The sequence below is a fragment of the Pseudoalteromonas shioyasakiensis genome, assembly GCF_019134595.1.
In the GTDB taxonomy this organism is placed as follows: domain Bacteria; phylum Pseudomonadota; class Gammaproteobacteria; order Enterobacterales; family Alteromonadaceae; genus Pseudoalteromonas; species Pseudoalteromonas shioyasakiensis_A.
Map to the genome: position 1 here is coordinate 1,841,543 of NZ_CP077770.1, position 13,834 is coordinate 1,855,376.

Below are 13,834 nucleotides of genomic sequence, written 5' to 3' on the forward strand. Positions count from 1 at the left end.
ATAAAGTAGACTCGGGGTTTAAATACCTACATCTTACGATAAAGAACAATAAAGAATCAGAGTACGCAAAACAAACAAATTGTTGTTAATTAAAAATAAAATAGGTACTTTAAGGTGGTATATAGTTGTTGAATTAATTTATTCAGAATAAGCGTATAACCATGAAACTGATATTTACGTTGTTACTTTTAGGGCCTGTTATTGCCATTGCTGCAGAAGATAAAGTCGCTGTTTATCTTAATTTTGAGCGGGCTTATTTGAGCAATGATGTATCTTTGTTCGTGCCGTTATTAAATAAAAACTATACGATTAGACAAACATTGCATATTCCAGGCATAGGGTCAGATACTGTACCTGTTACTAAAGCTCAGTTACTTGAAGGCATGAAGCAAAACCCAAAGCCTAGTTCATTGCCGCGCTCAAAAGCTGAATCAGTCAAAATAGAAACAATTTCATCAACTCAATTCTGTGCACGTTCACAAACTTTAGATCAAGTCGTAGTAGCAGGTAAAAACTACGAAGAGAAGGAACTGCGTAAAGCCTGTTTTAAACATGAAAACAATCGCTATGAAGCCATATCGCATACTATTGATGTGTATTACCGAGAGCTTTGATAGGCATAGTTAACATTCAGAAATTTCCGTGTATCAAATAAACTTAGTAACTGATATTAATTACGGATAAACCCTATAAGTGAGATAAGGACATAATTATGAACAAACAATTAGGTTTAATAGCTGGGGCATTGCTTGCATCAACAAGTTGTTTCGCAGCTGATAGCTTTCAAGTTGAAACATCTGTTTATAAAGCGAATGAGCTACTAGCATCGCCAGTAATGCTGGTGGAAGAAAAACAACCTGCGAGCATCTCTATAGGTGAGGGGTTTAGTTATGAAGTTAAAGTTACACCACAACAAAATAATACGGCAGCTGTAGAAACATCAATCACACTCGCTGGCAGCTATTTTACACCTTCTTTTGTTGTGGAATATGGTAAACAGGCGTCTTTTGAAATTGGTGAAAACAAAGTGAGTATCTTAGTAACAAAGTCTAAAAGCTAAATTTTCAATAAATGACCCTCATTGAAGTTGAGGGTCACTATGATCTATCACTTAAGATGTTTAAAAGTATCAAGCATCCATTTAATAAATAACTCTAATTGTGCATTGGTTTCGCTAGGATCATGTTGTACTAAGTAATATTTATCTTTCGTTTTTAATGGCATATCGGTGAAATTAAATAACCACTGCTCATCAAACCAAGTCTGACTAATAGGTAAGGGGATTAGTGCAATACCCATACCCTGTTGCGCGGCACGTGCCACACCAAACATACTATCAACCTGAATAATTTGTTTTGGTGCAAAGTCTTCAATACCAGCATGCTCAGCCCATTGGTGCCAAGCCCAAGGACGCGCTTTATGAAGTATAAGAGGTACTTCATTTAAGGCCTGAAATGGGTTTTCTTGCCATGCTTGCCAGTTTTCTTCATTGCAAGCTGGTGTATACGATAGCGAAAATAGCTCATGTACAACGCCTTCGTGCGGTTTAGACGAAGATAAAACAATCGACAAGTCGCTTTGTTTAGTTAGCTCTTTACGCGTTTTTAAGGTATTAAGCTGTAAGTTAGTATTTGGGTGCTCACTGGTCCATTCGCTTAGTTTTGGCATTAAAAGCTCACTGGCGAAAAACTCAGGTAGCGTAATACTGATAGTCACATTTTCTTGTAACTGACTAAACTCGTTGATGGTTTTTTCTAGCGCTTTGATCAGCGGTGATACAGAGTCATAAAAATTCTTCCCTGCGGCAGTTAGGCGGATAGAGCGGGTTTGACGTTCAAATAGCTCAATACCCAATTGTTCTTCTAATTGTTTGATCTGATGGCTTACGGCAGACGGCGTAAGGTAAAGTTGGTTTGCAGCATCTTTAAAGCTAAGAGTGCGTGCAGCAAAACAAAATGAGCGTAAGCCACGAATAGGTGTTTGCATAGTTAATTTCAGTAAGTCTCAATAGCGCTTGTTAGTTAATTAACTGCTAAGCAATTATTATCCCAAAATTTAAAAAAATAGAGAGTAAAGAATGAATATAGCTAACTCTTGCCATATTGTATAAAAAACAGTCGTGAATCGCTCGTTTAATCTATGTTTAGGCTAATGTTTAGCAAAAAAGTGATCTTAGCAGTTTTAGCTATTTCGTCATAGTCTCAGTATTAGATACTGCCAATTCACTAAAGCGGGGCATTTTATACTATTTATGTGGCAAAATGGTGCGGCGAAAGGCTGACTTTAGATAAAAAAAATCCCTCTTGCGAGGGATTTTGGGTAACTCAGCGCCATTGGCACTGGGAATGAGGTCGGTACATGGGATGTGAGTGGTTTAAAAAACCATCTCTGGAACATCACCTTCAACAAGCAATTTGCCTGCCGTTTTGCTAATAATTTCATCTACTGATACGCCCGGAGCGCGTTCGATTAGATGAAATGCGCCGTCTTTAACTTCTAGTACGGCTAAATCAGTTACGATTTTCTTTACACAGTTAACCCCAGTTAGCGGTAAAGTGCAACTTTCTAATAACTTAGAGTCACCATGCTTGCTTGCATGAGTCATCGTAACAATAATATTCTTCGCGCCAGCAACGAGGTCCATCGCGCCACCCATGCCTTTAATTAGCTTTTTTGGGATCATCCACGATGCGATGTTACCGTTCTGGTCAACTTCAAATGCACCTAATACTGTTAAGTCTACATGACCACCCCGTATCATGGCAAAACTATCTGCACTATTAAATATTGCTGCACCTGTGGCTGCTGTCACGGTTTCTTTACCCGCGTTGATCATATCTGCATCAACTTGGTCTTTTGATGGGTACGCACCCATGCCTAATAAACCATTTTCAGACTGCAACATAACTTCGATACCCTCAGGTACATAGTTAGCAACGAGAGTAGGGATACCAATACCTAGGTTTACGTAATAGCCATCTTGTAGTTCTTGTGCAACACGCATTGCAACTTGTTCACGTGATAATGCCATTTTATTGCTCCTTAATCGCGAGTTGTTACACGTTCAATGCGTTTTTCAAAGTCGCCTTTGATCACGCGATTAACATAAATACCAGGGGTATGAATTTGGCTTGGCTCAAGTTCACCTGGCTCAACAATCTCTTCAACTTCAGCAACGGTAATTTTACCTGCTGTCGCGGCCATCGGGTTGAAGTTCATTGCGGTGTGGCGAAATACAAGATTACCGTAGCGGTCGGCTTTCCATGCTTTAACAATGGCAAACTCACCCGTAATTGACTCTTCTAAGATATACGGGCGACCATCAAATTCTTTAACTTCTTTACCTTCTGCAACCGGAGTGCCGTATCCTGTAGCTGTATAAAACGCAGGAATACCCGCACCACCAGCGCGCATCTTCTCAGCGAGTGTCCCTTGTGGTGTTAAAACAACATCAATTTCGCCATCGAGTAGTTGTTTTTCGAAAAGCGCATTTTCACCCACATAAGAAGCGATGATTTTTTTAATTTGCTTATCATGAAGTAAAATACCTAAACCAAAATCGTCTACACCGCAGTTATTCGAAACAACGGTTAGATTTTTAGTCTGTTTACGCTTAATTTCACTGATAAGTCCCTCAGGAATACCACACAAGCCAAAGCCACCAGCGATGATAGTATCGCCATCTTTTAAACCTTCCATTGCAGCTTCATAACTTGAAACCACTTTATCGAAACCGGCCATGAGCCTACTCCTTAATTATTCTGAGTGTTCTTTAGAGCAAGTGATACCTTGCTGACAGGTTGTTTATTTAATGCACTGCAAATAGCCCAACCAGCTTTCGCCAGTCTTTCTAAATCAATTCCATGCTCTATGCCAAGTCCTTGCAGTAAGTAAACTACATCTTCAGTGGCAACATTTCCTGACGCGCCTTTGGCATAAGGACAACCACCAAGGCCTGCAACAGCACTGTCAACCGTTGCAATACCACGGCTTAGGGCGGTGTAAATATTTGTGAGCGCTTGTCCGTAGGTGTCGTGAAAATGTACAGCGAGTTTTGATTTATCAATATGTTGCAAGAGTAAATCTAATAACTCATCGACTTTTTTTGCCGTACCCACACCAATGGTGTCGCCAAGGCTAATTTCGTAACAACCAAGCTCGAGTAATCGCTCTGATACTTTTAATACATCATTATAGTCAACATCACCTTGATAGGGACAACCCATGACGCAGCTAACATAACCTCTAACACGAATGTTATTCGCTTTGGCAAAATCCATAACTTCTTTAAAGCGGTCAATACTTTCATCAATAGAGCAGTTAATGTTCTTTTGACAAAACGCTTCACTTGCCGCTGTAAAGATAGCAAATTCTTGTATGCCGACTTGTTTTGCCGCCTCTGCACCTCGTAAATTTGGGGTGAGGGCACTTAAGTTAACATTAGGCAAATTTAACGCGCTAATTACATCGCTTGAGTCAGCCATTTGTGGCACCCACTTAGGTGACACAAAGGCGCCTGCTTCAATATCTTTAAGCCCAGCATCTGCTAGTGCGTTGATAAGCGCGACTTTATCTTGAGTGCTAACGGCGGCTTCATTTTGCAAACCGTCTCTGGCGCCAACTTCTACAATGCGAACAAAATCAGGAAACTGTGCCATTACGCCTCCGGCTCTTCTACAATCGCGAGCATATCACCGTGGCTCACTAATTCACCTTCAGCAAAGCAATAGCTGGTTAATACACCATCATGCGGGGCATTGAGGGTGTATTCCATTTTCATCGCTTCGATGATGACAACAGCGTCACCTTTAGTAACCGTACTACCCACCTCAACTAAATGTTTAACAACAGTACCATTGAGTGGTGCAGCGAGTGGCAATGCATCACTTTCGTGTTCACTAATATAGTGTTTATCAATCAGCTCTAGCACCGTTTGTTGTGCTTTGTACATCACTGTGATGTGAGAGTCTGTTTGATTAATATGAGCTACAACTTTTTCGCCATTAACAACTAAGTTTGCAAGGCCATTTTCAACCTTGCCCGAGGTTGTATAGTCAACTCCATCTAGGCTGATTTTAAAGCCATCTGAGGTTTTAACCGCATGAACGTTTAAATCCACAAACGGAATTGTTGTCTTAGCGTCACTGTTTAGCATAAAGCCTGTTAATTGTTGCCATGGGCTGCTGCTTGCACCTTTTAGTTGATGTGCATACGCATAGGCTGCCACAACGGTTGCAATAACAGACTGTTGCTCGTTTTTAGCAACAAGGCGCTCACCTTGGTCTTCAATAAAGTGTGTATCAGGTGCACCAGCTTGAAAAGTAGGGTGGTTAGCAAGGTTATGTAAGAAATTAACGTTAAAGCTAAAACCAGCTAGGTGGAATTGCTCGAGTGCTTTTGATAATCGACCAAGCGCTGCCTCACGGTTATCGTCATGAACAATTAATTTAGCAATCATAGGGTCGTAGAACGGGCTAATTTCATCACCCGCAGCAATCCCTGTATCTATTCGTACAAATTCAGATTCGTTCGGTGTAAATAGGGCGTCAATGTGGCCAGAACACGGAATAAAGTCATTACTAGGATCTTCTGCATAAATACGTGCTTCAAAGCTGTGACCTTGTAGCTGAATATTTGCTTGGCTAAGTGGCAGTTCTTCACCTGCCGCAATGTTGATTTGCCAATTCACCAAATCAACACCGGTTACCATTTCTGTTACTGGGTGCTCTACTTGTAAACGGGTGTTCATTTCCATGAAGAAGAATTCATCACCGCATAATAAAAACTCAACCGTACCTGCCCCGCGATAGTTAATCGCTTGGGCACAACGTACCGCTGCTTCACCCATTTCTTTACGAAGCGCATCAGATAAACCCGGAGCAGGGGCTTCTTCAATTACCTTTTGGTGACGACGCTGTAATGAGCAGTCACGGTCGCCTAAGTACACACAGTTACCATGGCTATCGGCAAAAACTTGTACTTCAACATGGCGAGGTTTAGTGACATAGCGCTCTAACAGCACTAAATCGTTACCAAAGCCGGCTTTTGCTTCACGTTTTGCGCCTTCGAGTGCACCGATAAAGTCTTTTGCGTGTTCAACAACTCGCATACCTTTACCACCGCCACCAAAGGCCGCTTTAATCAGTACCGGATAACCAATTTTTTCAGCTTCGGCTTGTAAAAAATCTGTATCTTGATTGTCACCATAGTAACCAGGCACTAAAGGTACATTTGCTTGGTGCATAATTTCTTTAGCGCGGGTTTTTGAACCCATAGCTTCAATACTTGATGCTGGCGGGCCAATAAAGGCGATATCATTTTTCTCACACGCAAGGGCAAAGTCACAGTTCTCTGATAAAAAACCATAACCTGGGTGAATACAATCAACACCTGCTTGTTTTGCTACATCGATGATTTTGTCTGCCACTAAGTACGAGTCTTTACTTGGCGCAGGGCCAATGTGATAAGCCTCATCAGCAAGCTTTACGTGCTGAGCATGTTTATCGGCATCTGAATACACTGCAACCGTTGCTAAGCCCATTTGCTTTGCTGTACGCATAACTCGGCAGGCAATTTCACCACGGTTGGCAACGAGAATTTTTTTCAATGATTTTGTTGTCATAATGGTTCCTATTTCTGCCAGTTAGGGGCACGTTTTTCAAAAAATGCAGTTAGGCCTTCTTGGCCTTCTTCAGATACACGAATGCGTGCAATGCGCTCAGCGGTTAACTCAATAAGTGCATCATCAATTACATTGCCAGCCACATCATTTATTAGCTGTTTTGCTGCTTTAACAGCAATAGGGCCATTGTTGACAAGGTTTTGTAAGTGTTTATCGAGTGCTGTTTGTAAATCGCCGGTGATCTGGTGAATTAAACCTAGTTGCTTGGCTGTATGTGCATCAAAAATCTCTGCCGTTAAAAAATAACGACGTGCAGCGCGCTCACCAATAGCTTTAATGACATAAGGGCTGATAACCGCAGGAATAAGACCAAGCTTTACTTCACTTAAGCAAAACTGTGCATCGTCTTGGCAAATTGCGATATCACAACACGCAATCAAGCCTAACGCACCGCCAAATGCAGCACCTTGTACGGCACAAATTGTTGGATGTGGGCTTGTAGCAAGGACTTTCATAAGCTTTGCTAGCTGCATAGAATCCGCTAAGTTTTCTGCAAAGTCATTGCCTGCCATCGACTTCATCCAGTTTAAATCAGCGCCAGCAGAGAAGTGCTTACCTTCGGTTCTTAAAACCAGTGCGCGCACATCACAGCTATTTGCGTGTTCAATTAAACGGATCAGCTCACTGATGACTTCTTCGTTAAATGCATTGTGTTTTTCAGGGCGACTCAGTACCAGTACAGCCACATTTGATTTTGTTATTTCGAGTGTTACTGACATAAGGCCTCCATTACATTCTAAATACGCCGAACTGCGAATCGCGCTCTGGTGCATTTTTAGCTGCACTTAAGGCAAGCCCTAATACATTGCGAGTATCAGCAGGATCGATAATGCCATCATCCCAAAGGCGGGCACTGGCGTAATATGGATGACCTTGTTTTTCGTATTGCTCGATAATTGGCTTTTTAAACTCACTGACTTGCTCATCAGTCATGCTTTCGCCTTTACGGGCTAAACCGTCTTGTTTAACTTGTGCAAGAACGCCTGCTGCTTGTTCACCACCCATTACAGAGATACGGGCATTTGGCCACATCCACATCATGGTAGGTTCAAACGCGCGGCCACACATACCGTAGTTACCTGCACCATACGAGCCACCAATTAATACGGTGAATTTTGGTACATCAGCACATGACACAGCGGTTACCATTTTTGCACCATGTTTGGCGATGCCTTCGGCTTCGTATTTTTTACCAACCATAAAGCCAGTAATGTTTTGTAAAAACACCAAAGGAATTTTGCGTTGTGCACATAGTTGTATAAAGTGCGCGCCTTTTTGCGCTGATTCACTGAATAAAATGCCGTTGTTGGCAACAATACCGACAGGGTGACCAAATATTTTTGCAAAGCCTGTTACTAATGTTTCGCCAAAATAGCGTTTAAATTCATCAAATGATGAATCATCAACAACACGAGCTATTACTTCGCGTACATCAAATGGCTTTTTAAGGTCAGTACCAACAATGCCGTAAATTTCGTTAATGTCGTAACGCGGTGGTTTAACATCATCAAGTAACGGTGCAGTAGGGCGCTGATAGTTAATTCGTTCAATACATTGGCGAGCAATCGAAAGTGCATGAGCATCGTTTTCAGCATAGTGATCGGCAACACCTGATGTTTTACAGTGAACATCGGCACCACCGAGCTCTTCAGCACTCACTTCTTCACCCGTAGCTGCTTTAACCAGTGGCGGGCCTGCTAAGAAAATTGTACCTTGCTCTTTTACGATAATACTTTCATCAGCCATCGCTGGTACATAAGCACCACCTGCGGTACATAAACCCATTACGACCGCAATTTGTGGAATGCCTTTACCAGACATACGAGCCTGATTATAGAAAATACGGCCAAAGTGTAATTTATCTGGAAATACATCATCTTGTTCAGGCAGGTTTGCACCGCCTGAATCAACTAAATAAATACACGGTAAATGACAACGTTCTGCGATATCTTGAGCACGTAGATGTTTTTTCACCGTTAGCGGAAAGTATGTACCGCCTTTTACGGTTGCATCATTGGCGATGATCATACATTCAACGCCTTTCACACGACCAATACCAGCAACAACACCGGCACATGGAATGGCTTGTTCGTACACGCCAAAGGCAGCAAATTGAGAAATCTCTAAAAATGGCGAGCCTTCATCAAGTAGCGTTTCAATACGGTCACGAACAAACAACTTACCACGGCCTTGGTGGCGCTCTATCAGGGCAGGGCCACCGCCTAAACGGATATCAGCTACTTTTTCACGTAAATCACTTACGAGTGCGGCCATGTTGTCGTGATTTTGCAAAAATTGCGGATCGTGTGGATTTACACTCGATTTTAAAATCGTCATAACAAGGTCCTATCGGCTTTCAGTGAATAATTCGCGACCAATTAGCATGCGGCGGATTTCAGATGTACCTGCGCCAATTTCATACAGTTTTGCATCACGTAATAAACGACCTGTTGCGTACTCGTTGATATAACCATTACCACCTAAGATTTGAATAGCATCAAGGGCCATCTTAGTCGCAAGCTCTGCTGCATATAAAATTGCGCCAGCGGCATCTTTACGTGTTGTTTCGCCGCGGTCACATGCACGAGCTACCGTGTAAACATATGAGCGAGCTGCATTCATTTGCGTGTACATGTCAGCAATTTTGCCTTGAATAAGCTGGAATTGACCAATTGGGCTATCAAATTGTTTACGCTCATGAATATAAGGAACCACAATGTCCATACATGCTTGCATAATGCCAAGCGGGCCTGCAGCTAAAACAACACGCTCATAATCAAGGCCACTCATAAGTACTTTTACGCCTTCGTTTAAGTTACCTAGAATGTTTTCTGCTGGTACTTCGCAGTTCTCGAACACTAATTCACAGGTGTTAGAGCCACGCATACCAAGTTTGTCTAGCTTTTGTGCAGTAGAAAACCCTGGCGTGTTACGTTCAACGATGAACGCTGTAATGCCCTTAGGGCCGGCATTTAAATCTGTTTTTGCATAGATAACAAAGGTATCAGCATCTGGACCATTGGTGATCCACATCTTGTTACCGATAAGTACAAATACATCGCCTTTTTTCTCAGCTTTTAATTTCATCGATACAACGTCAGAACCCGCATTTGGCTCACTCATCGCAAGGGCACCAATGTGCTCACCGCTGATAAGCTTAGGCAGGTATTTTTCTTTTTGAGCCTGAGACCCATTACGGTTAATTTGGTTAACACATAAATTTGAATGAGCACCATAACTTAAACCAATCGATGCACTTGCACGGCTAATTTCTTCCATTGCAATAACATGTTCAAGGTAGCCAAGGCCAGCACCTCCAAATTCTTCAGGTACTGTCATACCTAATAAACCCATTTCGCCAAGCTGTGGCCAAAGTTGATTAGGAAAGGCATTGTCTACATCTGTTTGTTCTGCAAGTGGGGCAATTTCTTGGCTCGCAAAGCTATTTACATGATCACGGATCATGTCTGCTGTTTCGCCAAGTCCGAAGTTCATTTCTTTATAAAGTGAAATAGTGCTCATAATGTGTGTTCCTGTGAGAGTCTGTTGACGAGATTGTTGTCAGGTTATTCGTCTAAATTATTAAGGGTTTCACGACAGCGACGTTCTGCGGTCACCAATTCCATTAGTACAACTTTAATGTCGTCCATTTGTTGGCTTAGGTCCGCTTTTTTCTCTGCGATAAGGTCAAGCATAGTGACTAGCTGTTTAGCGCTCGATTTATCTGCATCGTAAAGTTCAAACAAACGGCCCGTTTCAGCCAAGGTAAAACCTAAGCGTTTACCACGTAGAATAAGTTTTAGTCTTACTTTGTCGCGTTTTGAATAAATACGGGTTTGACCATTGCGATCAGGTGAGATCAGACCTTGGTCTTCATAAAAGCGGATAGAGCGGGTGGTAATATCAAATTCTTTTGCTAGTTCGCTGATACTAAACGTTTGCTCATTGCTAGCAGGTTCAACTGCTGCGCTTTCAAAGTTTGTTTGATTGTCTTGTTTCATGATTTATTTACCTCATTCGAATAACACCAATATAAGTGAAGTTTACGTAAAGGTAAAGGGTGATTTAGGAGTTATACTTTAGACTTATAAAGATAACTGGTTGGATTTGTTGAAAAGCTTTATTTATCTAGCCTTGTAAGCAGATGTTCGATTTTTAATACAACAAAATACAGATAAGTTTACAGTTTTACCGGCCGCAAAAATGTTGATTTTAGATTTACGTTGGCGTAAACGTAAATATTATGTATGCTGAATTAAATCGAAATTAAACTATAACAAATTAACTGTTTGGTTACACATGATTTGAACACATGATGATAACCACTTACATGGAGCCAATTATGACTACTGAAGCCGTTGTTATTGTTGCCGCAAAACGTACCCCAATGGGTGGTTTTATGGGCGCACTAAGTGGTGCACACGCAACTGATTTAGGTGCTACAGCTATTAAAAGTAGCTTAGAGCAAGCCGGTTTATCTGCCGATAAGATTGACGAAGTGATCATGGGCTGTGTATTACCTGCTGGTCTTGGTCAAGCACCTGCTCGCCAAGCAATGTTAAAAGCGGGTCTTAATCAAGGTACTGGCGCAACAACAATCAACAAAGTTTGTGGCTCTGGCTTAAAAGCTGCCATGTTTGCCCATGACTTAATTAAATCAGGCTCTATCAACTCAGCGGTTGCGGGTGGCATGGAAAGCATGAGTAATGCCCCTTATATGTTACCAAATGCACGCTCAGGTATGCGTATGGGTCATGGCGAAGTAAAAGATCACATGATGTGTGATGGCCTTGAAGATGCTTACGACAACAAAGCAATGGGTTGTTTTGCACAAGATACTGCTGATCAATATTCAATTGGTCGTGAACAAATGGATAACTTTGCGCTTAACTCACTAACTAAAGCAAATAGTGCGATTGAAACAGGTGCATTTGCAAACGAGATTGCCGCGCATACTATTTCTACACGCAAAGGTGATGTGACCGTTGCGATTGATGAGCAACCAGGCAATGCACGTCCTGATAAAATCCCTGGTTTACGTCCTGCATTCAAAAAAGACGGCACTATTACAGCTGCAAACTCGTCATCAATTTCTGATGGTGCAGCAGCGCTTGTGTTAATGCGTGAATCAGATGCTAAAGCACAAGGTTTAACACCACTTTGTCGTATCGTTGCTCACAGCACACATTCTCAAGCACCAAGTGAATTTACTTTAGCACCGGTTGGCGCGATGCAATCGCTTTTAGAAAAAGCCGGTTGGTCTGTTAATGATGTTGATTTATGGGAAATCAACGAAGCGTTTGCCATGGTGACTATGCTTGCAATTAACGAGTTAAAACTTGATGAAAGCAAAGTAAACGTAAACGGCGGTGCCTGTGCACTTGGTCACCCAATTGGTGCAAGCGGCGCGCGTATCTTAGTTACCCTAATTCATGCATTAAAGAATCGTGGTCTTAGCAAAGGTGTTGCCTCACTGTGTATCGGTGGTGGTGAAGCTGTTGCTATGGCTGTTGAAGCTATTTAATCGCTTTAGAATTTTAATCTCTCACAGCCGCAACGTATTTTAAAAACTATCATGTTGCGGCCTCTTTATACCCACTGGGGAGGAGTGCCTCATGCACCAAGTACCTTTATTTATCAACGGCGAATTTACCCAATCAAGTTCATCGCAGCTGATTGATGTTATCAATCCTGCAAACCAAGAAGTGTTAGCTCAAGTTCCGTGTGCAACAGATGCTGAAATGGATGCAGCCATTGCCTCTGCAAAAGAAACATTTAAAACATGGAAAGAAGTGCCAATTTCTGAGCGTGCGCGCATTATGATGAAATACGCTGCACTACTAAAAGAAAACCATGACGAGCTTGCGACGATTATTTGTCATGAGCTGGGTAAAACATTTGAAGACGCCAAAGGCGATGTTTGGCGTGGTATTGAAGTTGTTGAGCAAGCAGCCAATGCACCATCACTCATGATGGGCGAAACAATGGAAAACGTAGCGCGTAAAATCGATACTTATTCTTACATGCAACCACTAGGTGTATGTGCGGGTATTACGCCATTTAACTTCCCTGCGATGATCCCATTATGGATGTTCCCACTGGCTATTGTGTGTGGTAACACCTTTATTCTGAAACCATCAGAGCAAGATCCACTAACACCAATGCGTTTAGCTGAACTATTTGTTGAAGCGGGTGCACCAAAAGGAGTGTTACAAGTTGTTCATGGTACAAAACCACAAGTTGACCGTTTATTAGAAGACCCAGCAGTACGTGCTATTTCGTTTGTTGGTTCGTGTGGTGTAGGTGAATACATCTATTCAAAAGGCACAGCAAACCTTAAACGCGTACAAGCTTGTGTAGGTGCAAAAAACCACATGGTTATTATGCCTGATGCAAGTAAGTCGCACGTTGTAAACAACCTAGTAGGTGCGTCTGTAGGTGCTGCGGGTCAGCGCTGTATGGGTATTTCGGTAGCTGTGTTTGTTGGTCAAGCAAAAGACTGGGTTGATGAAATTAAAGCAGGCTTTGAAAACGTACGTCCAGGTGTATGGGATGATACAAACGCGGCTTACGGCCCACAAACATCAAAAGCTGCTAAAGACCGTATTTTATCACTTATCGCAAGTGGTAAAGAACAAGGTGCAACGTGCTTAATTGATGGCTCTGACTTTACTGTTGAAGGCTACGAGCAAGGCAACTGGGTTGGTCCAACGCTATTTACTGATGTAACAACAGAGATGGATTTATATAAAGAAGAGATCTTTGGTCCTGTATTGGCTTGTATGTTTGTAGATTCTCTTGAAGAGGCGATTGAGCTTATCAATAACTCGCCTTACGGTAACGGTACTTCGTTATTCACATCAAGCGGCGCTGCTGCACGTAAATTCCAACATGAAATCGAAGTAGGTCAAGTTGGTATCAACGTGCCAATTCCTGTGCCACTACCGTTTTTCTCTTTCACAGGTTGGAAAGGCTCATTCTACGGCGATCAACACACCTACGGTAAGCAAGGTATTCGTTTTTACACAGAAACGAAAACAATTACTTCACGTTGGTTCGAGGATGATATCGCCTCAGGTCCGAACATGAGTATCAACCTTAAATAAGCCGTAATTAATTTACTGCTGAGCGAGCACCAGCTCGCTCAAAGAA

At 42.1% G+C, this 13,834-nt stretch carries 13 protein-coding genes; 4 read left to right on the plus strand and 9 right to left on the minus strand.

Annotated features, from left to right (window positions below):
• The first annotated feature begins 161 nt into the window (after positions 1-161).
• Together KQP93_RS08490 and KQP93_RS08495 are read left to right on the plus strand one after the other, a co-directional pair.
• Complete coding sequence (locus tag KQP93_RS08490) at positions 162-614, plus strand: hypothetical protein (RefSeq protein ID WP_217876663.1); 453 nt, start codon at positions 162-164, stop codon at positions 612-614.
• A 98-nt stretch (positions 615-712) separates the two neighbouring features.
• Complete coding sequence (locus tag KQP93_RS08495; RefSeq protein ID WP_217876664.1) at positions 713-1,060, plus strand: hypothetical protein; 348 nt, start codon at positions 713-715, stop codon at positions 1,058-1,060.
• A gap of 47 nt (positions 1,061-1,107) precedes the next feature.
• On the opposite strand, the gene KQP93_RS08500 is transcribed toward KQP93_RS08495, so the two are convergent.
• The 9 genes from KQP93_RS08500 to KQP93_RS08540 all read right to left on the minus strand — a co-directional run bounded on the left by KQP93_RS08500 (position 1,108) and on the right by KQP93_RS08540 (position 10,683).
• On the minus strand, positions 1,108-1,986 hold the full coding sequence (locus tag KQP93_RS08500) for a LysR family transcriptional regulator (RefSeq protein ID WP_217876665.1): 879 nt from the start codon (positions 1,984-1,986) through the stop codon (positions 1,108-1,110).
• A gap of 388 nt (positions 1,987-2,374) precedes the next feature.
• The gene (locus KQP93_RS08505; protein ID WP_063705387.1) at positions 2,375-3,031 is read right to left on the minus strand and encodes a 3-oxoacid CoA-transferase subunit B; all 657 of its coding nucleotides are present in this window, start codon (positions 3,029-3,031) and stop codon (positions 2,375-2,377) included.
• Positions 3,032-3,042: 11 nt separating this feature from the next.
• Positions 3,043-3,741, minus strand: a complete 699-nt coding sequence (locus KQP93_RS08510; protein WP_055197201.1) for a CoA transferase subunit A — start codon at positions 3,739-3,741, stop codon at positions 3,043-3,045.
• Positions 3,742-3,752: 11 nt separating this feature from the next.
• Positions 3,753-4,658 carry a hydroxymethylglutaryl-CoA lyase gene (locus tag KQP93_RS08515; RefSeq protein ID WP_217876666.1) on the minus strand — a complete coding sequence of 302 codons (906 nt, stop codon included), beginning with the start codon at positions 4,656-4,658 and terminating at the stop codon, positions 3,753-3,755.
• Complete coding sequence (locus tag KQP93_RS08520; RefSeq protein WP_217876667.1) at positions 4,658-6,622, minus strand: acetyl/propionyl/methylcrotonyl-CoA carboxylase subunit alpha; 1,965 nt, start codon at positions 6,620-6,622, stop codon at positions 4,658-4,660. The genes KQP93_RS08515 and KQP93_RS08520 overlap by 1 nt, the downstream gene beginning before the upstream one ends.
• An 8-nt stretch (positions 6,623-6,630) precedes the next feature.
• Positions 6,631-7,401 carry an enoyl-CoA hydratase/isomerase family protein gene (locus KQP93_RS08525; protein ID WP_055021361.1) on the minus strand — a complete coding sequence of 257 codons (771 nt, stop codon included), beginning with the start codon at positions 7,399-7,401 and terminating at the stop codon, positions 6,631-6,633.
• A 10-nt stretch (positions 7,402-7,411) separates the two neighbouring features.
• Positions 7,412-9,019 carry a carboxyl transferase domain-containing protein gene (locus KQP93_RS08530; protein ID WP_054561520.1) on the minus strand — a complete coding sequence of 536 codons (1,608 nt, stop codon included), beginning with the start codon at positions 9,017-9,019 and terminating at the stop codon, positions 7,412-7,414.
• 9 nt (positions 9,020-9,028) lie between these two features.
• Positions 9,029-10,204 carry an isovaleryl-CoA dehydrogenase gene (locus tag KQP93_RS08535; protein ID WP_217876668.1) on the minus strand — a complete coding sequence of 392 codons (1,176 nt, stop codon included), beginning with the start codon at positions 10,202-10,204 and terminating at the stop codon, positions 9,029-9,031.
• A 44-nt stretch (positions 10,205-10,248) separates the two neighbouring features.
• The gene (locus tag KQP93_RS08540; RefSeq protein WP_054553803.1) at positions 10,249-10,683 is read right to left on the minus strand and encodes a MerR family transcriptional regulator; all 435 of its coding nucleotides are present in this window, start codon (positions 10,681-10,683) and stop codon (positions 10,249-10,251) included.
• A 341-nt stretch (positions 10,684-11,024) separates the two neighbouring features.
• On the opposite strand from KQP93_RS08540, the gene KQP93_RS08545 reads away from it, so the two are divergent.
• Together KQP93_RS08545 and KQP93_RS08550 are read left to right on the plus strand one after the other, a co-directional pair.
• On the plus strand, positions 11,025-12,206 hold the full coding sequence (locus tag KQP93_RS08545; protein ID WP_217876669.1) for a thiolase family protein: 1,182 nt from the start codon (positions 11,025-11,027) through the stop codon (positions 12,204-12,206).
• 91 nt (positions 12,207-12,297) lie between these two features.
• Entirely contained in the window at positions 12,298-13,788 is a 1,491-nt protein-coding gene (locus tag KQP93_RS08550) for a CoA-acylating methylmalonate-semialdehyde dehydrogenase (protein WP_217876670.1), read from the plus strand.
• The last annotated feature ends 46 nt before the right edge of the window (positions 13,789-13,834 follow it).

What these genes read in the sequence shown, in the direction of transcription:
- KQP93_RS08490 (WP_217876663.1), top strand. Translation starts at nt 162, where the DNA reads ATGAAACTGATATTTACGTTGTTACTTTTAGGGCCTGTTATTGCCATT.
- KQP93_RS08495 (WP_217876664.1), top strand. Translation starts at nt 713, where the DNA reads ATGAACAAACAATTAGGTTTAATAGCTGGGGCATTGCTTGCATCAACA.
- KQP93_RS08500 (WP_217876665.1), bottom strand. Translation starts at nt 1,986, where the DNA reads ATGCAAACACCTATTCGTGGCTTACGCTCATTTTGTTTTGCTGCACGC.
- KQP93_RS08505 (WP_063705387.1), bottom strand. Translation starts at nt 3,031, where the DNA reads ATGGCATTATCACGTGAACAAGTTGCAATGCGTGTTGCACAAGAACTA.
- KQP93_RS08510 (WP_055197201.1), bottom strand. Translation starts at nt 3,741, where the DNA reads ATGGCCGGTTTCGATAAAGTGGTTTCAAGTTATGAAGCTGCAATGGAA.
- KQP93_RS08515 (WP_217876666.1), bottom strand. Translation starts at nt 4,658, where the DNA reads ATGGCACAGTTTCCTGATTTTGTTCGCATTGTAGAAGTTGGCGCCAGA.
- KQP93_RS08520 (WP_217876667.1), bottom strand. Translation starts at nt 6,622, where the DNA reads ATGACAACAAAATCATTGAAAAAAATTCTCGTTGCCAACCGTGGTGAA.
- KQP93_RS08525 (WP_055021361.1), bottom strand. Translation starts at nt 7,401, where the DNA reads ATGTCAGTAACACTCGAAATAACAAAATCAAATGTGGCTGTACTGGTA.
- KQP93_RS08530 (WP_054561520.1), bottom strand. Translation starts at nt 9,019, where the DNA reads ATGACGATTTTAAAATCGAGTGTAAATCCACACGATCCGCAATTTTTG.
- KQP93_RS08535 (WP_217876668.1), bottom strand. Translation starts at nt 10,204, where the DNA reads ATGAGCACTATTTCACTTTATAAAGAAATGAACTTCGGACTTGGCGAA.
- KQP93_RS08540 (WP_054553803.1), bottom strand. Translation starts at nt 10,683, where the DNA reads ATGAAACAAGACAATCAAACAAACTTTGAAAGCGCAGCAGTTGAACCT.
- KQP93_RS08545 (WP_217876669.1), top strand. Translation starts at nt 11,025, where the DNA reads ATGACTACTGAAGCCGTTGTTATTGTTGCCGCAAAACGTACCCCAATG.
- KQP93_RS08550 (WP_217876670.1), top strand. Translation starts at nt 12,298, where the DNA reads ATGCACCAAGTACCTTTATTTATCAACGGCGAATTTACCCAATCAAGT.